Origin of the sequence: Synechococcus sp. WH 7805 (assembly GCF_000153285.1) — a bacterium.
Classification (GTDB): domain Bacteria; phylum Cyanobacteriota; class Cyanobacteriia; order PCC-6307; family Cyanobiaceae; genus Synechococcus_C.
The window spans coordinates 39,510-58,804 of record NZ_CH724168.1; the positions used below are offsets into that span (position 1 = coordinate 39,510).

Consider the following 19,295-nt stretch of genomic DNA (forward strand, 5'->3'; position numbering starts at 1 on the left):
CCCTACTGATCTACTCAGGCCAGTGTCCCACCCGACTCCGCCAGATCGCGTGCCCTGCAGGCTGAACTGAACAATCCGGCCTCCGGATCGGTCACGGCCCGAATGGTGATGCTTTCGATCAGGGGCCTGAAGCGTCCTTTCCGGCGAAGAGGCTCCAAAAACTGCGGCGAGCGCAGGCCGTCGATGACCTTTTCCGCTGTACCACCGCCGATCCAGAGTCCACCGATGCAAAGTTCCTGAAGGGCCAGATCCCCTGCAGCGGATCCATAAGCTCCGAGCCACAGCGTCATCGCGGCCTGGGCTAAAGGATCACCTGAAACCGCTGCCTGGCTGGTGTGGGCTGGCAAGTCTTCATGCTCCGGGTGGTCTGCCGGCAGCGTCCTCCAGGCTTTTGCCTTGGCCTGCAGGGGGTGATCGGCGTTGTCATGCGTGGAGAGCATCCAGCACATCACATACCCAAGCCCCGTGCCGCTGACAACGCGTTCGATCGACAGTCGATCGAGATCAAGGTCACGTCGCATCCACTGGGCCAAATGCCATTCATCTTCAGTTCGCGGGGCGAATTCCCGGTGACCGCCCTCGCTGGGCAAGGCCAGCCAGCCCCTGGCCGCCGGAAGGCCGCGAGCCATTCCCAGGCCCGTGCCTGCACCAAGAATGGCCACGGCTCCGCCGTCGTGTCCTGATTCTGTCGGAGTGTCTCGGCCGCTTCCGGTCTGCAGCACCACCTGTTGCGATGCGTTGAGGTGGGGCAGGCCATGGATGAGCACAGCAAAGTCGTTGACCAGCTCAAGTCGTTGCAGTCCTGTGGCATCGCAGAGCGAGGATTCGCTCATGCTCCAGGGGAGATTGGTGAGCTTTGCCGTGCCGTTCTGGACTGGTCCGGCCACGGCGATACAGCTGGTTTCAGGTTTGGACACACCTGGAGGCAGGGTCTTGAGAAAATCACCCAGCATCGACTCAAGATCGTTCCACTCAGCCGACGCATAGCGATGGGAATGCTTCTTGTTCAGCCCCCGATCGGTTTCGCTGTAGATGGCCAGCAGGGTCTTGGTGCCTCCGAGATCACCGGCCAAAAATGTTTTGGCTGCCATGGGGTGGTGTCTGGCATCGATCCCAAGGGTGAAGATGGTGCCGTTAAACGGCAAGCAATCTGGATGACATCCTTCAAGGATCGCGGTCGTCAGTGTTGTCCTTCTGGCCCAGCTTCATTGAAGAAGTTCAGCGGAAGCGGCCCCCAAGTGGTGCTGGGATGACTCTCGTCATCACCATGGCCAGTGATCAGGATTCCTTCCCCCAGGCCCTGTTCGATGCGGATGCGGATGGATCCACCGTTCTGATTGGCTTTGAGGAATACAGGTCCTTGTTCCTCGGTGCTGGCTATCACAGTCATGGGCTCCCACGCCTGGCTGCGTTCGAGCGCCCGAAGGGCCGCTAAGGCTTGAGCGGCAGAGGGGGCCATGACGCCAACGGTGAACCAGCTGGCGCTGTCCATGGCTTCGGTGAGCTCGGATCGCAGGCCTTCCCAGACCTCAGGACTGAGCTCCGGAGCCCCGCGCAGACGGGCCAGATCTCCGAGGGAGGTGATCGCAGACTCCGTCATCCCTTCAGCTCCAGTCCTGCGGCACGTTGTGCGTTGGCGTTCTGAACAGCGCGGAGTAAATCGGCCATAGTCACCACACCGAGATCGCCATCCCTGCGGCTGCGAAGACTCACGGCATTTTGTTCAGCTTCCTTGGCACCGATCACGGCCAGAACAGGAATTTTCATCTGTTCGCCGGTACGGATCAACTTGCCGAGACGGTCGCCGCTGCGATCGATCGTGGCCCGCACCCCCACCTGGGTGAGCTGGTCCAGCAGGCGTTCGGCGTAGGGCTGCACCTCATCGGTGACCGGTAGCAGCCGCACCTGCTCGGGGGCCAGCCAGAACGGATAGTCGCCCGCGTAGTTCTCGGTCATGATCCCGAAGAACCGCTCCAGAGAGCCGAAGATGGCCCGGTGGATCATGATCGGGCGCTGTTTGCTGCCATCCGCAGCGATGTAATCGAGCTTGAACCGCTCCGGCAGGTTGAAATCGAGCTGGATGGTGGAGCACTGCCACATCCGGCCAATGGCATCTTCGATCTTGAGATCGATCTTGGGACCATAGAAGGCCCCGCCGCCTTCATCGATCTTGTAAGCCCAGCCTTTGCGTTCCAGCGCTTCGATTAACCCTTTGGTGGCCAGATCCCAGACGGCGTCATCACCGATTGATTTCTCCGGGCGAGTGGAAAGGTTGATTTCGTAGGTATTGAAGTCGAAGGTGGAGAGAATCCGCTCGGTGAGGTCAAGGATTTTCAGGATCTCATCGCTGATCTGTTCTGGAAGGCAGAACACGTGGGCGTCGTCTTGGGTGAAGCCGCGCACGCGCATCAGGCCGTGCATCACTCCCGGCCGCTCGTAGCGGTACACGGTTCCCAGCTCAGCCCAGCGGATCGGCAGTTCCCGGTAGCTGCGCAGCTTGCTGGCGTAGGTGAGCACATGGAACGGGCAGTTCATCGGCTTGAGCTGGTACTCCCGCTCGTCCACCTGCATCGGGCCGAACATGCTTTCGGCATAAAAGTCGAGGTGGCCAGAGGTCTTCCAGAGGCTGATGTCGGCCACGTGGGGGGTGTAGAGCAGCTCGTAGCCACCTTCGAAGTGGGCCTGGCGCCAGAAGTCCTCGATCAGCAGACGCATGCGGGCGCCTCGGGGGTGCCAGAACACCAGACCGGCACCGGCTTCATCCTCGATTGAAAACAGATCAAGGTCTTTACCGATGCGGCGATGGTCACGCCGCAGGGCCTCTTCCTTGCGGCGCTTGTGCTCGGCCAGCTGTTCGGGGGTCTCCCAGGCGGTGCCGTAGATGCGTTGCAACTGGGCCTTGGTTTCATCGCCGCGCCAGTAAGCCCCCGCCACGCTCTCCAGCTCAAAAGCCTTGGCGTTGAGCTGGCCGGTGTGATCCACGTGGGGGCCGGCGCAGAGGTCCCACCAGTCCTCACCCAGGGTGTAGAGGGTGATCGGCTCTTGGAGGCCTTCCAGAATCTCCAGTTTGTAAGGCTCGTTCTGGGCCTTGATCTTTGCTTCGGCCTGGCTGCGGCTCACCTCGACGCGCTCGAGGGGCAGTTTCTTGTTGATGATCTTGATCATCCCTTTCTTGATCGCCTTCAGATCGGCTTCGGTAAAGGGATCCGGGTTGTCGAAGTCGTAGTAGAAACCGGATTCAGTCCAGGGGCCGATGGTGACGCGGGCCTGGGGAAAAAGCTGTTGCACCGCCATGGCCATCACGTGGCTCATGGAGTGGCGGATTTTGAGCAGCTGCTCGTTCTCGCTGGTTTTGGGCAGCACCACTGGGCTGGGGGGGGCTGAGGTCGTTGCTGCCGCGCTGCTCACCGTCTGCTGATCGGGATTCGCCATCCTATGGGGATACTGCCTGCACCCTTTGATGAAGCCGGATCGGGATCCTGAAGCCGATGCTCTGCTGGAGTCCCTCCTGGATTCACTGTTGAGGGATTTCAATCACTGGTTCCATCGGGGAGAAGAGTTGCTGAGGGTCTGTCCGGACGCTGTGATGGATCGAAAGGACCGTGAGGCCATGGCGGCGCGGCTGGATGAGGGCCTCAGGGCCATCGAAGCAACACGAGCGCTCGTGAGCGCCAGTCCTGAGGCGATGGCCGTGTCGATGGATGCCATGGCTCCGTGGCACCAGCTGGTGATGGAGGTTTGGGCTCTGGCGGCTCAGGTGTCCAGAACGTCTCGATGAGGAGCGCTTCAGGCCATCGACGCAGCGGTTGGCTCAGCCTGGGAGTGCTTGCTGCCCTCGTTCTTCGCGCACGTGGCGTGCCTCTGCTGTTGCCAGGGTGCCCTCTGCGCACTCTCACAGGGATTCCCTGTCCCACTTGCTTTCTCACCCGTTCGGCTCTGGCCACGCTGCACGGTGATCTCGGAGAAGCCTTGGAGCTTCATCTCTTCGGCCCACCCCTGGTCTTGGGCCTGGGTTGGGTCGGATGGCGGCAGGCGGTTATGGGGAGAGAGCTGCCCAGGCTGGGATCGTCCCGCTGGCTCCTGCTCATCGTTCTCGGCGCTGGACTCGGTTTGTATTGGATCGTGCGCCTGGGGCTTTGGTTTGGTTTGGATGTTCCCCAGCCCGCTTGATCAGCTTTCGGTTCCGTTTCGTAATTCGCTCAGATTGCTCCTGTAAAACGCCAAGAGTTCGGAGTGGGACTTCACGGGTTGGCCATAGGCACTGCGTCCAGCATGGGTGGGAAAAGACGCCCATTCCGGTGCCAGACGGTTCATGGCGGCCCTGGTGAGCCCATTGCGGTCGACCTCCTGAAGGGCGCCGCGCTTTTTCACCAGGTGCAAAGCGGCTTGGTCTTGATGCTTGGGAGCAAAGCTGGGGAGCTTGAGCTTGCGCGCTGTTTCCTGCCAGGTACTGGGGAGGAACTGGTAAGCGCCGGCAGCAGCGCTGGAGTAGCGCTTCACCACGACACGTTCAGGATGACGCGACAGATCTTGAAAGAGCCCACCGCCGTACAGGGTGCGGTACCCGAGGTCTCGGCCATCTTTCCAGGTGCCTTCCGCGTAGCGGATGGTATTCAGCAGGGCCCTGCGTTCCGGCGTAATGGTGTAAGGAGTGGCTTCTAGATCGTCGGTGCGCTCTTTCTGCTCTTGGCGACGAAGAGCATCAGCCACGGTTTGAGCCTGATCCACTCGCTCCTCGGAGCGTTCGGCCTGGATGCCCGTCCCCGACGTCATCATTAGACCCACGCTGAGGGCTCCAATGCCGAGGATCTTGGGTCCGGAGGTCTTGGAAGAGCGGATCAACGTGGTGGTTTGACGCAGCAAGCCGGGAACGCTCCAGAAGATTGGAAGCGCCACCCTCGTCAATGGGAAGGGGCTCTGGCGAGTGGGTCGGGGTCGCCCTTGACGCTACGAAGTCTGTATGCCTGAGCAAAAACACTCAGGCCTGAGCTTGCCTGAGACCCATGAGATCTTGCTTCTGGACTGGCAATCCCCCGTAAGAGGGCGCCGGCGGGTCGCTGCGGCTCTCAGGATGTATTAAGTATTAGTGAAACTTTTTAGTTCCTTTGCCAATGATCAGCTGCTTCTGAGAAAGCCGAGGGCTGCGCGAACCCTTTGCGCGCTGGCATCCGCGACGGCACCAGCACGCTCTCGGCCGGTTTCCAGTACGGCGAGGAGCTGAGCACGGTCTTCCATCAGCTCGTGGTAGCGCTTTTGGATTGGATCGAGGGCCGCCACCGTGGCCTCTGCAAGAAGGGGTTTGAATTGACCCCACCCCATCTCAGAGCACTCCGCGGCTGCTGCCTCACGCCCTCTGCCGCTTAGAAGGGCGTAAAGCCCGAGCAGATTGTCTGTCTCTGGGCGTTCAGGATTGCCGAATTCAAGGCCTCGTTCCGGGTCAGTCTTGGCCCGCTTGATCTTCTTGGTGATCTGGTCCGGAGGGTCGAGCAGGGTGATGCGGCTTCCCTCATTCGGGTCGCTTTTGCTCATCTTGCTGCGACCGTCGGTGAGGCTCATCACCCGAGCGCCGTCCTTGAGGATGAGCGGTTGGGGAACCTTCAGGATCGGTGCGTCCTCGGTTCCGAACCTTGCATTGATGCGCTGCTGCGCAATGTCACGGGCGAGCTCAAGATGCTGTTTCTGGTCCTCTCCGACGGGGACAAGATCAGCGTCATAGAGAAGGATGTCAGCGGCCATGAGCACTGGGTAATCCAGGAGCCCTACGGACACGTTGTCCCCCTGTTTCAAAGCCTTCTCCTTGAACTGGATCATGCGTTCCAGCCAATTGAGAGGAGTGACGCAGTTCAGCAGCCAGCAGAGTTCGCTGTGGGCAGGCACCTGGCTCTGCACAAAAATCGTGCAGAGCTCAGGATCGAGCCCGCAGGCCAGGTAGAGGGCCGCCGTTGAGAGGGTGTCTTCCGCCAGGCGTTTCGGATCGTGGGGCACGGTCACGGCATGGAGATCCACCACGCAAAAGAACGTGTCGTGGTCGTGCTGGAGATCCACCCAGTTTCGGATCGCTCCGAGCCAGTTCCCTAGATGGAGGGCACCGGTTGGCTGGACGCCAGAAAGAACGCGTGGCCTCCCCATCGATCAGGCTCCGGGCTCGCTGGTCGGGGCCGCTTCGGCCGCAGGTTGTTCGGTTCCTGCGGCTTCAGGCTCCGCAGACGCAGGTTCGACATCAGCGTCTGCGCTGGTTTCGGGCTCAGGCTCGGGCTCCGGGGCAGGAGGCTGAGGCTTGGCGGGTCGTGCAAACGGGTCAGGCTTGGAGCTGCGACCTCCTTCACCCCGGCCCTCGCCACGACGACCGCCCCGCTCGTCATCACGACGACCGCCGCCACGGTTCCCCTGGGCACGTTGCTGGGCCACCAGCTCATCAAGCTTTCCATCCTCGAGCATCTGCCCAAGGGTGCGGACAGCAAATCCGAGCACTGCCACGGTGGAGCGCAAATTCAGGGCTTCCTGGAGCGCCCGCGCGGATCGCATCTCGTTGTCGCTCAATCTGATCCTGAAGCCGCCACCCTCTCGGTTGCCGGGGCCGCGGCCGCCGCGGGCTCCACGACCGCCCTCGCGGCCGCCTTCACCTGGTCCGCCCTGTTGGCGGGAATCGCTGTAGGAATCAGTCATGGCCTGGGGCCTGGAGTCAGGCGCAAGTGTGACGCATCACCGCAGCCCAGGGAATGTCCTGGGGAGCTTCGTCAGCTGTTTCAACCGTGGGTACCCCGAAAGGTGATCTGTTGTTCCGCGTAATCCCTCGGCTCCAAGTGGATGGTGCAGCGCACCGGTCCGAACCGGGTCTCCAGTCGATCCTCGACCTGCTCGGTGATGCGATGGGCTGCCGCGAGGTCATCCACGTCCACCACCATGTGCATGTCGATAAAGACTCTCTGTCCCAAGACTCCGCGGCTGGCGATGTCGTGGCAATTCAAAACTCCAGGAACTCCCATGGCCTGCGCATGAATTGCTTCGGGGGCAATGGCGATGTGATCAACCAACCAGGGCAGGTTGTCCCTCAGAACATGCCAGCACACGCGGATCAGGATCACGGCCAAGGGCACGGCCAGAATGAGATCCAGCCAGTTCACTTTGAAGATCCAGGCACCAGTCAGTCCCACCAGCACAATCACCGTGGTCCAGATGTCGCTGGTGGTGTGATTGGCATCGGCCAGAAGCAGCTGACTGTTCAGCTTTCGTCCTTGTCGACGCTCATAACGGGCCAGCACGACGTTCAGCACCAGCACAACGAGAAGCAACAGGAGTTCGGGCCAATCAATCCTCAGCTGGGGAAGTCCATCCAGAATGCGCTGGCCACCCGTGATCAGGATCTCGATCGCGGTAAAGAAGATGAATCCGGCGATCGCCAGGGCTCCGATCCCCTCATATTTGTCGTGTCCGTAGGGATGGTCGCGATCGGGCCTCGGGTCAGAGAGGCTGTTGGTGATCAGCGCCAGCAGGCTTGACAGAGCATCTGTCGCACTGTGCATGGCGTCCGCGATCACCGCCAGGGATCCGCTGGCCAATCCCACCGCAAGCTTGAGTGCGGTCATGCTGAGGTTGATGGTCAAGGCCACCATCAGCACCCGCTTCACCTCGTTTCTGCGATCGCTGGCCATGGAAGGCTGATGATGACCTCTCAACCATATGGAGAGACCTTTGTCCTGGCCGTCAGGAAGGGTCGGATTGCCCGCTGCACGATTTCAGGCTGGCCATCAGCGGGTGCCGTAAGCATCGAGGTGAGCTAGGAAAGCCGGGTGTGTGGGCCCGTCGTGCAGTTTCCGGTGCAATCGATCCGCAACCTGGTCGTTTCCGGTTGGTCTCTGTCCCCCCGATTGGCAGGTCGGCTGGCTGTTTCCGCAGGTGTGCTCACCGCTGGGCACTGGTTGCTCACCGACGTCGCTCACATCCCAGGAGGAGGTTTCGGCGTTCTGGCGGCTGGAGCCGGCCTTTGGTGGCTGTCCCGTCCGGTGAAGCCTCCTGTTTTTCAGGAACCCGAATCACTCAAGGGCTGGATTCAGCGTTGCAACGATGTTCTTCGTCAGTTCGCTGAACTGGAGACCGTCCTCGGGTTCAACGATCTGTGCAAGCCCAGAGCCGCCGAGCTCGAGCGCTTACTGGACTTCGACGAGCCGCTCAGTCTTGGGGTGGTAGCCACAGACGGCACACCTTTACCGTCGACGGAGCGTTTGCAGGTCGCCCTGGCGGGTGTTCGCAACCTCGACCTCTGCATCGGAAGGCCTCTTCCTGTTGTTGGGACGTCCTGGCGCTGGCCAGCTGATCTGCAGCAGCTCGATGTTCTTCTGCATGTTCTGCCCCTGCCCCTGCGCGCGGCTGATCTGCTCTGGCTGGAGCAGCTGCCTGTCGATCGTCCCGTGTGGTTGCTGCTCGAGTCGGAGTCGTCCAGGTCTGAGCAGATCCAGGCCCTGAACTGTCAGCTTCCGGAGCGTTGGCACCAATCGCTGCTTCCATGGAACGGGACGGCCGAGACGCTCAGGAGTGTGCTCCAGCCCGTTCGTCGTCAGCTTGATGAGCCAAAGTCTGTTCGAGACATCACCCGTCAGCGACTGCTTCGGGACCTGCACCGCTGCTGGCAGGCCGATCTGGAAGGGTTTCGCCGCGAACGGTTTCGTGCCCTGCTTCAGCAAAGCCAGTGGATCGTGGCCGGTGTGGTGGCTGCGTCGCCGCTTCCCAGTGTCGACCTCCTGGCTGTTGTGGTTGGCAATGGCCTGATGGTGAAGGAGATGGCAGCAATCTGGAATTGCCCTTGGAGTCAGGACGTCCTGCAGGCTGTGGTGCGTCAGCTCGGGGGTGCCGCTCTCGCCCAGGGCGTTGTGGAATGGAGCGGCCAGGCGCTGCTCGGTCTGGCCAAGCTGGATGGTGCGAGCTGGCTCGCGGCTGGCGCGGTTCAGGCATTGAGCGCTGCCTATCTCACCCGCGTGGTGGGAGCGTCGATGGCGGACTGGATGGCTCTCAATGCTGGCGTTGCGGAGCCCGACCTCGAAGAGCTCAAGCGTCAGGCGCCGTTGCTGGTGGCCCGCGCCGCTGACCGGGAACGACTCGATCTGCGTGCTTTCGCAGACCAGGCCCGCGACTGGATCCGAGCGAGGAGCGACTGGAGCGCCGCCTGACTTTGCATTAATTCATGAAGTATTCATGAAGCTGCTATGAATTAATGCTGCGAGATGACTCGAATGATGTGAAGTGGTGGTTATTGATCGACAATTCCATACTCTTAATTCTGAATCCAGGCCTTCAATTTGAGCGTTTGGATTCATTCCCGTACTCATTTGATTCATGGCTACTGCAATTCGCAGCGGTCGCCGCGGCAGCTGGGAAAGCTTCTGTCAGTGGGTCACCGACACCAATAACCGCATCTATGTGGGCTGGTTCGGTGTACTGATGATTCCCTGTCTGCTCGCAGCCACCACCTGCTTCATCGTTGCCTTCATCGCAGCGCCAGCTGTCGATATCGACGGCATCCGTGAGCCCGTCGCCGGCTCCCTGATCTACGGAAACAACATCATCTCCGGTGCTGTTGTTCCTTCCTCGAACGCCATCGGCCTGCACTTCTATCCCATCTGGGAAGCTGCTTCTCTTGATGAGTGGCTGTACAACGGCGGTCCTTATCAGCTGGTGGTCTTCCACTTCCTGATCGGTATTTCCGCCTACATGGGTCGCCAGTGGGAGCTCTCCTACCGCCTCGGCATGCGCCCCTGGATCTGCGTTGCTTACAGCGCTCCGCTGTCTGCTGCCTTCGCCGTGTTCCTGGTGTACCCCTTCGGTCAGGGTTCCTTCTCTGACGGCATGCCCCTCGGCATCTCCGGCACCTTCAACTTCATGCTGGTGTTCCAGGCAGAGCACAACATCCTGATGCACCCCTTCCACATGATGGGCGTCGCAGGTGTGTTCGGTGGCTCCCTGTTCTCCGCCATGCACGGCTCCCTGGTGACCTCCTCCCTGGTGCGTGAAACCACCGAGAGCGAGTCCCAGAACTACGGCTACAAGTTCGGCCAAGAGGAAGAGACCTACAACATCGTGGCTGCCCACGGTTACTTCGGTCGCCTGATCTTCCAATACGCCTCCTTCAACAACAGCCGCAGCCTTCACTTCTTCCTGGCTGCCTGGCCTGTGGTCGGCATCTGGTTCACCTCCATGGGCGTCAGCACCATGGCGTTCAACCTGAACGGTTTCAACTTCAACCAGTCTGTTCTGGATGGTCAGGGCCGGGTTCTCAACACCTGGGCTGATGTGCTGAACCGCGCCAACCTCGGCATGGAAGTGATGCACGAGCGCAACGCTCACAACTTCCCCCTCGACCTGGCTGCTGCTGAGTCCACTCCTGTGGCTCTGCAAGCACCTGCCATCGGCTGAGGCTGAAGTCTCTTAACCCAAAGATTCAGCGTCAGTTGAATCGGAAAGCCCTCACCTCACGGTGGGGGCTTTTGTTTTGGGTTCAAACGTTCAGGACTGATGTGTTGCCATGTGCCTCATTAAATCGATGCACTTGCAGCTGTAGGCCCATTCGTTGTCGTACCAAGCCACCAGTTTCATGAAGCGGTCATTGAGAGCCATCCCTGCTCCCGCGTCGAACACCGACGTGCAGCTTTCTCCCAGCAGATCATTGGAGACGATTGGATCTTCCGTGTAGCCAAGGATGCCCGAAAGACCATTCTGCGAGGCCTGTTTGATCGTCTGCTTCAGATTCTCGTAGCTGGTTGGACGGTCCAGATTCACTGTGAGATCGACCACGGAGACATCAGGAGTGGGGACCCGGAAGGCCATGCCGGTGAGCTTGCCGTTCAGTTCAGGAATGACGCGGCCTACGGCTTTTGCCGCTCCCGTGGAGCTGGGAATAATGCTTTGCCCCGCTCCCCGTCCTCCACGCCAGTCCTTCAGGGAGGGACTGTCCACTGGTTTCTGCGTTGCCGTTGTGGCGTGCACTGTGGTCATCAGACCGCTGACGATCCCGAAGTTGTCGTGCACCACCTTGGCCAGAGGGGCCAGACAGTTGGTTGTGCAGCTGGCGTTCGAGACAATCGCCTGCCCGGCGTAGCTGGTGTGATTCACACCCATCACGAACATCGGGGTGTCGTCCTTGGATGGAGCACTCATCACCACGCGACGGGCGCCGGCATCCAGGTGAGCCTGGGCCAACGGGGCAGTGAGAAAAAAGCCCGTGCTCTCGAGTACGTAATCCGCGCCGATCTCGCCCCAGCGAAGCTGACTGGGATCTCTTTCAGCGGTGATCCGGATCGGTTGGTCGTTCACAACAAGCGCTCCGTCCTCCACGCGGATGTCGCCTTGAAACTGACGATGGGTGGAGTCGTAACGCAGCAGGTAGGCCAGGTAGTCGACCTCGATCAGATCATTGATTCCCACTACCTCCACATCCGGGCAGGTCATGGCCTGACGAAAGGCGAGCCGGCCAATGCGGCCAAATCCATTGATGCCGATGCGGATGGCCATTGAGCGATGGAAAGCAGATCCTTTCCGGCTTATAGAGAGCTCATGCGCTCTTGAACGCTGCCCTTGCGGGGATCCGCACAGGTCGCATCGTGTGCAGCCTTCTGAATCAAGGATCAGCTGGACTTATCAAAGCCATCACCAATCCTCGTTGTGCGCAGCCAGTGTCTTTGGTTGTGGAAGCGCAAAGTCCCTTTACATTGTGAAGGTCGGTTAACCGACTTTCTTTACCGCCGACGGGTTTTCCCTGACGCTTTCTCCCCCGTACTCATGACCACCACCATTCAGCAGCGCTCCGGCGCCAATGGCTGGCAGTCCTTCTGCGAGTGGGTCACCTCCACCAACAACCGCCTGTATGTGGGCTGGTTCGGTGTGCTGATGATCCCCACCCTGCTGGCTGCCACCACCTGCTTCATCGTTGCCTTCATCGCAGCGCCCCCCGTCGACATCGACGGCATCCGTGAGCCCGTCGCCGGCTCCCTGATCTACGGAAACAACATCATCTCTGGTGCTGTTGTTCCTTCCTCGAACGCCATCGGCCTGCACTTCTATCCCATCTGGGAAGCTGCTTCTCTCGATGAGTGGCTGTACAACGGCGGTCCTTACCAGCTGGTTGTCTTCCACTTCCTGATCGGCATCTTCTGCTACATGGGTCGCGAGTGGGAACTTTCCTACCGCCTCGGCATGCGCCCCTGGATCTGCGTTGCTTACAGCGCACCTGTGGCTGCTGCCTCCGCCGTGTTCCTGGTGTACCCCTTCGGTCAGGGTTCCTTCTCTGACGGCATGCCCCTCGGCATCTCCGGCACCTTCAACTTCATGCTGGTGTTCCAGGCAGAGCACAACATCCTGATGCACCCCTTCCACATGATGGGCGTCGCAGGTGTGTTCGGTGGCTCCCTGTTCTCCGCCATGCACGGTTCACTGGTGACCTCCTCCCTGGTGCGTGAAACCACCGAGAGCGAGTCCCAGAACTACGGCTACAAGTTCGGCCAAGAGGAAGAGACCTACAACATCGTGGCTGCCCACGGTTACTTCGGTCGCCTGATCTTCCAATACGCCTCCTTCAACAACAGCCGCAGCCTTCACTTCTTCCTGGCTGCCTGGCCTGTGGTCGGCATCTGGTTCACTGCCCTGGGCGTCAGCACCATGGCTTTCAACCTGAACGGTTTCAACTTCAACCAGTCCATCCTTGATGGTCAGGGCCGCGTCCTGAACACCTGGGCTGATGTGCTGAACCGCGCCAACCTCGGCATGGAAGTGATGCACGAGCGCAACGCTCACAACTTCCCCCTCGACCTGGCTGCTGCTGAGTCCACTCCTGTGGCTCTGCAAGCTCCCGCCATCGGCTGAGGCTGAAGTCTCTTAACTCAAAGATTCAGCTTCGGTTGAATCGGAAAGCCCCCTCGCGAGAGGGGGCTTTTTGTTGCGTGTTGGTATTGAACGACTTAACCGCGTTGAGGACGCTGCCACTGGGTGTGGCGTCGACGTGTTTCAGCAAAACCAGGCGCGACAATGGTTGTTGGAAGCTGGTCTGTCTGCATCTCAGAGAAGCTGTTGAGGTTCAGCGTTCTCTCGGAGATCGATTGATCGGCGGCTGACCAATCCAGCAGGGTGAGAGACGCCGGTGAGGCGCTGCTGCTGCCGAGTAGTCGCCGGGGACCACTGCCCATTGCACCGAGGCTCAGCAGCCGCAAACCCAGTGCTTCGGCGGGATACCAGGCATGGTGATGACCTGAGATCACAAGATCCACATCGGCTTGGCGCAGTTCAGCGGCCAGCGAAGCGGCGTCGTGAATGCATTCGCCAGCGCGTGCGCGGCCCTGGCTGAAGGCCGTTAAGGGGAGGTGGCCCACAACAAGGCAAAGGTCATCCTGCTGACGCTGCGGTGCGTTCAACGTGCGGGTGAGCCATTGCCGCTGAGCGCTGCTCACCGTTGAAGATGAGGCATCCATCACAACGAGGAAAAGACCAGGTCCATGCCAGGCGTACTGGAACGGGAAGATGTCCGCTTCCGTCAGTCCTGATGGCACCGCATCTTGATGCTTGCTCCAGAACCGAGAGGCCTGCTGACGCTCCCGTGCATAGATCCAGCGGCCCTGAGATTGCTGGCTTGATGCGTCGTGATTTCCCATCGCCGGCAAAAGTGGAATGCCGGCTGTCTCTAGAGGCCGTCGCACAAAGGTCTCAAAGCCCTCCCACATCGCTGCGAGCTGGCGGTCGGTCAGCGACGTCTTCTGGCCCGCGACCATGTCACCGGCACAAATCACCAGGTCAGGCTTCTGCTGCAACAGAAGGTTCACTCCCCGTTCAACGGTGGGCCCATAGCTGGTGCTGCCGTAGGAGCTGTTTAGATCGCTGATCAGCCCGATCCTTAAAGGCTTGTTTGGTGTCTGGAAGTTTCTGTTCTGTCCTGAAGCGAGAGGTTGCGCAGCCACCTTCTTCAGCAGGACCTCCAAGGCTGAGCCTGACGCGGCGGCGGCCATGAGCCGTAGAAATTCTCGCCGTCCGGGCTGTTTCATCAGCCGAGCTTATGCCTGAAATGAGCGATGGTCAGGGGTTTTCAGTGTGAAGTTGGTTGTCGAGCAGCAAACTTCCTTTACATTGTGAAGGTCGGTTAACCGACTTTCTTTACCGCCGACGGGTTTTCCCTGACGCTTTCTCCCCCGTACTCATGACCACCACCATTCAGCAGCGCTCCGGCGCCAATGGCTGGCAGTCCTTCTGCGAGTGGGTCACCTCCACCAACAACCGCCTGTATGTGGGCTGGTTCGGTGTGCTGATGATCCCCACCCTGCTGGCTGCCACCACCTGCTTCATCGTTGCCTTCATCGCAGCGCCCCCCGTCGACATCGACGGCATCCGTGAGCCCGTCGCCGGCTCCCTGATCTACGGAAACAACATCATCTCTGGTGCTGTTGTTCCTTCCTCGAACGCCATCGGCCTGCACTTCTATCCCATCTGGGAAGCTGCTTCTCTCGATGAGTGGCTGTACAACGGCGGTCCTTACCAGCTGGTTGTCTTCCACTTCCTGATCGGCATCTTCTGCTACATGGGTCGCGAGTGGGAACTTTCCTACCGCCTCGGCATGCGCCCCTGGATCTGCGTTGCTTACAGCGCACCTGTGGCTGCTGCCTCCGCCGTGTTCCTGGTGTACCCCTTCGGTCAGGGTTCCTTCTCTGACGGCATGCCCCTCGGCATCTCCGGCACCTTCAACTTCATGCTGGTGTTCCAGGCAGAGCACAACATCCTGATGCACCCCTTCCACATGATGGGCGTCGCAGGTGTGTTCGGTGGCTCCCTGTTCTCCGCCATGCACGGTTCACTGGTGACCTCCTCCCTGGTGCGTGAAACCACCGAGAGCGAGTCCCAGAACTACGGCTACAAGTTCGGCCAAGAGGAAGAGACCTACAACATCGTGGCTGCCCACGGTTACTTCGGTCGCCTGATCTTCCAATACGCCTCCTTCAACAACAGCCGCAGCCTTCACTTCTTCCTGGCTGCCTGGCCTGTGGTCGGCATCTGGTTCACTGCCCTGGGCGTCAGCACCATGGCTTTCAACCTGAACGGTTTCAACTTCAACCAGTCCATCCTTGATGGTCAGGGCCGCGTCCTGAACACCTGGGCTGATGTGCTGAACCGCGCCAACCTCGGCATGGAAGTGATGCACGAGCGCAACGCTCACAACTTCCCCCTCGACCTGGCTGCTGCTGAGTCCACTCCTGTGGCTCTGCAAGCACCTGCCATCGGCTGAGGCTGAAGTCTCTTAACCCAAAGATTCAGCGTCAGTTGAATCGGAAAGCCCTCACCTCACGGTGGGGGCTTTTGGTTGTGAAGCGACGGACGCATCGCCACGATGCCAACAAGACCGTGTCGCAACGATGGATCCATCTACAAGCGGTCACGGTCCCTGGAACTTGTCCTCACTTCTGGATTTTTCCCGTCCTGCGCATGCAGCCTGGACTGATGCGATGCGCGGAGCTGGCATCACCACGCTGCTCGGCTGGATCGCCCTGACCTTGAACGCTCCCAGGGCCTTGTTGCCACTCACCCTTGGGTCGGTGTTCACGGCTATTGCAGAAACCGGTCAAGGACGCGACCATCCCTGGCGCACCATGGCTTGGACCACCACCTGGCTCATGGTCGCCGCTGGATTCGGCGCCGCTATTGGCGAAAACACGCCACTGGCCGTTTTCGCCAGTGGAGCCATGGGCTTCATCTGCGCCTCTGCAGCAAGCCGCGACAAGCGAACGGCTGTCACCAGTCTGCTCACGTTGGTGGTGTTCACGATTTACGTGGGCTACCCCGGGCCCATTGTTCCGGCCCTGCAAGACATGGGGCTGATTCTGCTGGGGGGGGTGATCCAAACCCTCGTCTGCTCAGTGGTTCGTGCTTTCCAACAGGTGAAGCATGAGCGCCTCTGCATTCCACCAATCTGGAGACATCTAAGGACCTTTCGTACATCAGACGCGCACGTACGGCATGGCATTCGGTTGGCCATCACTCTGATGGTGGCTACAGCTATTTCGGAATCGACAGGCTTGCCTCATCAGTACTGGTTGCCCATGTCGGTGGCTTGGATGAGCAGAGCTCAGTTGAACAGCACCTGTCAGCGTGTTCTGCATCGTTTGCTCGGCACTCTTTTAGGGCTGGGTTTCATTGCACTGGTGGTGCGGTGGATCGGGCCACAAGGAGCGCATTGGTTACCGCTCTCACTGCTAGGAGCGGGGATCCTGATCGCCTACGTCTGGGTGCACTACGCCGCAGCGGTGGTCGGTGTGACCATCTGGATCATCGCCGCCTTTGCCCTAGTGGGAGATCCTGTGATCGATACGCTCTGGAACCGCATGCTTGACACCACCATCGCCTCCGCGATCGTGCTGATGGCAGTTTGGATTGATCCTCGTGCCAGTGAATCATGAATGGATCGACGTGGCTGATGCTGAGTCCACTCCTGTGGCTCTGTGAGCTCCCGCCATCGGCTGAGGCTGAAGTCTTCAAGAGATTCAGCTTCCGTTGAATCGGAAAGCCCCCGCCGAAAGGGGGGCTTCTTGTTGCCTTGCTTTTGGCTGATTCGTCAGGCTCAATTTTCAGGTGATGCCCTCATGCCCCCTGCTTCTCTCCCCACAGAACCAACCTGTGGGATCTGTGTGCTCCATCAGAACTCACCTCAGCTCGAACCCATGGAGATCTGGAGAAGTGAGCATTGGTTGCTGCGTCACCATCCCCATCCCAGTCCCCTCGCAGGTTGGTGTCTGCTCGATGCCCGACGCCACTGCAGAGGTCCTCTTGATTTCAGTGCTGTTGAAGCGGCGGAATGGGGCCTCATCGTGCAACGTGCCTCGCTCCTGGTAAAGCAAACCAGCGGTTGCGAACGCGTGTACGCCATTGCCTTCGGGGAGGGAGCGCGCCATCTCCATCTGCACCTCATCCCGCGTTCCAGCGGCATCCCCGAGACGGAAGCGTGGGCCGTTGCAGACCTCTATCGGGATGTGAAAGACAAGCGCCGCTTAGCGGCGGCTGATTCCGAGGTTGATGCCTGGATTCAGGATGCACGCCACCAGGCCCTCAGCCTGATGGCCTCAGCCGTGTAGATCGAAGCGGTCCAGCTCCATCACCTTCACCCAGGCTTTGACGAAGTCGGCCACAAAGCGGCTGCTGCCGTCGTTCTGGGCGTACACCTCAACAATGGCGCGAAGCTGGCTGTTGGATCCGAACACCAAATCGGCGCGGCTGGCGCTCCAGCGTTCGGCTCCGCTTGCACTGTCGTGACCGACATACGCATCCTGGGCTTCGTTGGTCGGTGTCCAGCGGGTTGTCATGTCCAGCAGGTTCACGCAGAAGTCATTGCTGAGTACGCCGACATTCGTTGTGAACACGCCTTGCCGGTTGCCGCCGGTGTTGGCGCCCAGCACGCGAAGACCCGCCAGCAGCACGGTCATTTCAGGGGCGCTGAGCGTGAGCAGCTGGGCTTGATCAATGAGCAACTCCTCGGCCCGCAGGGGAAGGCCGCTGCGTTTCCAGTTGCGGAAGCCGTCCGCCAAGGGCTTGAGCACATTGAAGGAGGCGGTGTCGGTCTGCTCCGGGCCGGCATCGGTGCGACCGGGGCTGAACGGCACCATGACCGATTGGCCGCCATCAGCGGCAGCCTTCTCCACGGCGGCACACCCTCCCAGTACAACCAGATCGGCAATGGATACCGACTTGCCATCGGTGCGGCTGCTGTTGAACTCGGACTGAATCGTCTCCAGGGCCGCGAGAACTCCATTCAGCTGCTCGGGCTCGTTCACCTCCCAGGTGCGTTGGGGCAAGAGCCGGATGCGACCTCCGTTGGCACCCCCGCGGCGATCGGAGCCGCGGAATGTGGATGCTGAGGCCCAGGCTGTTGCCACGAGGGCGGACATGCTTTGGCCACTGGCCAGGATCTGCTGCTTGAGGTTGCTGATGTCAGCGTCATCGATCAGCGCATGGTTGACGTCAGGAATCGGGTCTTGCCAGATCTGCACCTCCTCGGGAACCTCCTGGCCGAGGTAAAGAGCACGGGGACCGAGATCGCGATGGGTGAGTTTGAACCAGGCCCGGGCAAACGCATCGGCGAAGGCCTCCTGGTCCTGATAGAAGCGCCGGGCCACCGGCTCCATGATCGCGTCGTGCCTGAGCGATAGATCAGCGGTGGTCATGATCGGTGCTGACGACTTCCCGGCCACATGGGCATCGGGGACCATGTGCTCGGGCTTCACATCCTTGGCCGTCCATTGCCAAGCGCCGGCTGGGCTCTTGGTGAGTTCCCAGTCATAGGTGAACATCATCTGGAAATAGCCCTGATCCCAGCGGGTGGGGTTCGGTTTCCAAGCGCCTTCGATGCCACTGCTGATGGTGTGTTCTCCTTTGCCCGTTTCGTAGCTGTTTCGCCATCCAAGGCCCTGCTCATGGAGAGCAGCACCTTCCGGCTCGGCGCCCAGGTTGCTGTCTGGAGCTGCACCGTGGCACTTGCCGAACGTGTGACCACCAGCCACCAGGGCCACCGTTTCCTCCACGGTCATGCCCATGCGGGCAAAGGTTTCACGCACGTCGCGACCTGACGCCACAGGATCGGGTTCGCCACCAGGACCCTCAGGATTCACATAGATGAGCCCCATCTGAACGGCTGCAAGGGGTTGCTCGAGCTCTCCCTTTTCGTTGTGCCGCTCATCGCTGAGCCAACCGGTTTCCGTCCCCCAGAACACATCCTCTTCCGGTTGCCAAATATCCACACGGCCGCCGGCGAAGCCGAAGGTGCGGAAGCCCATGGATTCCAGGGCCACATTGCCCGACAGGATGATCAAGTCAGCCCAGGAGATGGCGTTGCCGTACTTGCGTTTGACTGGCCACAGCAGCCGCCGGGCCTTGTCGAGGTTGGTGTTGTCAGGCCAGCTGTTGAGGGGGGCAAAGCGCTGGTTGCCGTGGCCTGCTCCGCCGCGACCATCGCCCGTGCGATAGGTGCCTGCGCTGTGCCAAGCCAGACGGATGAACAGTGCTCCGTAATGACCCCAGTCGGCGGGCCACCAGTCCTGGGAATCGGTCATCAGGGCCTGAAGATCAGCCTTCAGGGCGCTGTAATCAAGTGCGGTAAATGCTGAGGGGTAATCGAAATCGTCGCCCAGCGGATTGGAGGCCGGGTGATGTTGATGCAGGATCCCGAGGTCGATCTGATTGGGCCACCAATCGCTGTTATCTGTTCTCCCCGCAGGTGTAACGGCTCCCGTGTGACCACTGAATGGGCATTTCAGATCTGACATCGAAAGCGTCTACATCCACTT

18 protein-coding genes are annotated in these 19,295 nt (G+C 60.2%); 8 read left to right on the forward strand and 10 right to left on the reverse strand.

Annotated features, from left to right (window positions below; translation table 11 throughout):
• Window positions 1-14: 14 nt before the first annotated feature.
• The 3 genes from WH7805_RS00235 to thrS form a co-directional block, all read right to left on the reverse strand.
• Entirely contained in the window at window positions 15-1,091 is a 1,077-nt protein-coding gene (locus WH7805_RS00235) for a glucokinase (RefSeq protein ID WP_038004776.1), read from the reverse strand.
• Between the two features lie 89 nt (window positions 1,092-1,180).
• On the reverse strand, window positions 1,181-1,600 hold the full coding sequence (locus WH7805_RS00240) for a DUF1824 family protein (RefSeq protein WP_006040868.1): 420 nt from the start codon (window positions 1,598-1,600) through the stop codon (window positions 1,181-1,183).
• The gene (thrS, locus tag WH7805_RS00245) at window positions 1,597-3,432 is read right to left on the reverse strand and encodes a threonine--tRNA ligase (RefSeq protein ID WP_006040869.1); all 1,836 of its coding nucleotides are present in this window, start codon (window positions 3,430-3,432) and stop codon (window positions 1,597-1,599) included. The genes WH7805_RS00240 and thrS overlap by 4 nt, the downstream gene beginning before the upstream one ends.
• 28 nt (window positions 3,433-3,460) lie before the next feature.
• Here thrS and WH7805_RS00250 point away from each other — a divergent pair, with 28 nt between their 5' ends.
• Together WH7805_RS00250 and WH7805_RS00255 are read left to right on the forward strand one after the other, a co-directional pair.
• The gene (locus tag WH7805_RS00250; RefSeq protein WP_006040870.1) at window positions 3,461-3,778 is read left to right on the forward strand and encodes a DUF2605 domain-containing protein; all 318 of its coding nucleotides are present in this window, start codon (window positions 3,461-3,463) and stop codon (window positions 3,776-3,778) included.
• Complete coding sequence (locus WH7805_RS00255; RefSeq protein ID WP_006040871.1) at window positions 3,775-4,170, forward strand: DUF2752 domain-containing protein; 396 nt, start codon at window positions 3,775-3,777, stop codon at window positions 4,168-4,170. Before WH7805_RS00250 ends, WH7805_RS00255 begins: the two co-directional genes overlap by 4 nt.
• Here the strand turns inward: WH7805_RS00255 and WH7805_RS00260 are convergent, their stop codons facing one another.
• From WH7805_RS00260 to WH7805_RS00275, 4 genes are all read right to left on the reverse strand, one after another.
• Entirely contained in the window at window positions 4,171-4,896 is a 726-nt protein-coding gene (locus WH7805_RS00260; protein WP_006040872.1) for a glycoside hydrolase family 104 protein, read from the reverse strand.
• A gap of 219 nt (window positions 4,897-5,115) precedes the next feature.
• A complete protein-coding gene (gene trpS, locus WH7805_RS00265) occupies window positions 5,116-6,129 on the reverse strand; it encodes a tryptophan--tRNA ligase (RefSeq protein ID WP_006040873.1) in 1,014 nt (337 codons plus the stop codon).
• A gap of 3 nt (window positions 6,130-6,132) precedes the next feature.
• On the reverse strand, window positions 6,133-6,666 hold the full coding sequence (locus WH7805_RS00270; RefSeq protein ID WP_006040874.1) for a hypothetical protein: 534 nt from the start codon (window positions 6,664-6,666) through the stop codon (window positions 6,133-6,135).
• Window positions 6,667-6,746: 80 nt separating this feature from the next.
• Window positions 6,747-7,652 carry a cation diffusion facilitator family transporter gene (locus WH7805_RS00275; RefSeq protein ID WP_006040875.1) on the reverse strand — a complete coding sequence of 302 codons (906 nt, stop codon included), beginning with the start codon at window positions 7,650-7,652 and terminating at the stop codon, window positions 6,747-6,749.
• A gap of 153 nt (window positions 7,653-7,805) precedes the next feature.
• Here WH7805_RS00275 and WH7805_RS00280 point away from each other — a divergent pair, with 153 nt between their 5' ends.
• A complete protein-coding gene (locus WH7805_RS00280) occupies window positions 7,806-9,164 on the forward strand; it encodes a YcjF family protein (RefSeq protein ID WP_006040876.1) in 1,359 nt (452 codons plus the stop codon).
• Window positions 9,165-9,330: 166 nt separating this feature from the next.
• On the forward strand, window positions 9,331-10,407 hold the full coding sequence (gene psbA / locus WH7805_RS00285; RefSeq protein ID WP_006040877.1) for a photosystem II q(b) protein: 1,077 nt from the start codon (window positions 9,331-9,333) through the stop codon (window positions 10,405-10,407).
• A gap of 90 nt (window positions 10,408-10,497) precedes the next feature.
• Here the strand turns inward: psbA (WH7805_RS00285) and gap are convergent, their stop codons facing one another.
• Entirely contained in the window at window positions 10,498-11,502 is a 1,005-nt protein-coding gene (gene gap / locus WH7805_RS00290) for a type I glyceraldehyde-3-phosphate dehydrogenase (RefSeq protein WP_006040878.1), read from the reverse strand.
• Window positions 11,503-11,769: 267 nt separating this feature from the next.
• Between gap and psbA (WH7805_RS00295) the strand changes: the two genes are divergently transcribed.
• A complete protein-coding gene (psbA, locus tag WH7805_RS00295) occupies window positions 11,770-12,849 on the forward strand; it encodes a photosystem II q(b) protein (protein WP_006040880.1) in 1,080 nt (359 codons plus the stop codon).
• Window positions 12,850-12,944: 95 nt separating this feature from the next.
• Here the strand turns inward: psbA (WH7805_RS00295) and WH7805_RS00300 are convergent, their stop codons facing one another.
• A complete protein-coding gene (locus WH7805_RS00300; protein WP_038004112.1) occupies window positions 12,945-14,018 on the reverse strand; it encodes a metallophosphoesterase in 1,074 nt (357 codons plus the stop codon).
• 152 nt (window positions 14,019-14,170) lie between these two features.
• Between WH7805_RS00300 and psbA (WH7805_RS00305) the strand changes: the two genes are divergently transcribed.
• From psbA (WH7805_RS00305) to WH7805_RS00315, 3 genes are all read left to right on the forward strand, one after another.
• On the forward strand, window positions 14,171-15,250 hold the full coding sequence (gene psbA / locus WH7805_RS00305) for a photosystem II q(b) protein (protein WP_006040880.1): 1,080 nt from the start codon (window positions 14,171-14,173) through the stop codon (window positions 15,248-15,250).
• Window positions 15,251-15,377: 127 nt separating this feature from the next.
• The gene (locus tag WH7805_RS00310; protein WP_006040882.1) at window positions 15,378-16,418 is read left to right on the forward strand and encodes an FUSC family protein; all 1,041 of its coding nucleotides are present in this window, start codon (window positions 15,378-15,380) and stop codon (window positions 16,416-16,418) included.
• Window positions 16,419-16,601: 183 nt separating this feature from the next.
• On the forward strand, window positions 16,602-17,090 hold the full coding sequence (locus WH7805_RS00315) for an HIT family protein (RefSeq protein ID WP_038004779.1): 489 nt from the start codon (window positions 16,602-16,604) through the stop codon (window positions 17,088-17,090).
• Here WH7805_RS00315 and katG read toward each other — a convergent pair.
• Window positions 17,079-19,274: a catalase/peroxidase HPI gene (gene katG / locus WH7805_RS00320; protein WP_006040885.1), complete on the reverse strand. Its 2,196-nt coding sequence runs from the start codon at window positions 19,272-19,274 to the stop codon at window positions 17,079-17,081. The two genes, WH7805_RS00315 and katG, sit on opposite strands and share 12 nt — an antisense overlap.
• Window positions 19,275-19,295: the final 21 nt, after the last annotated feature.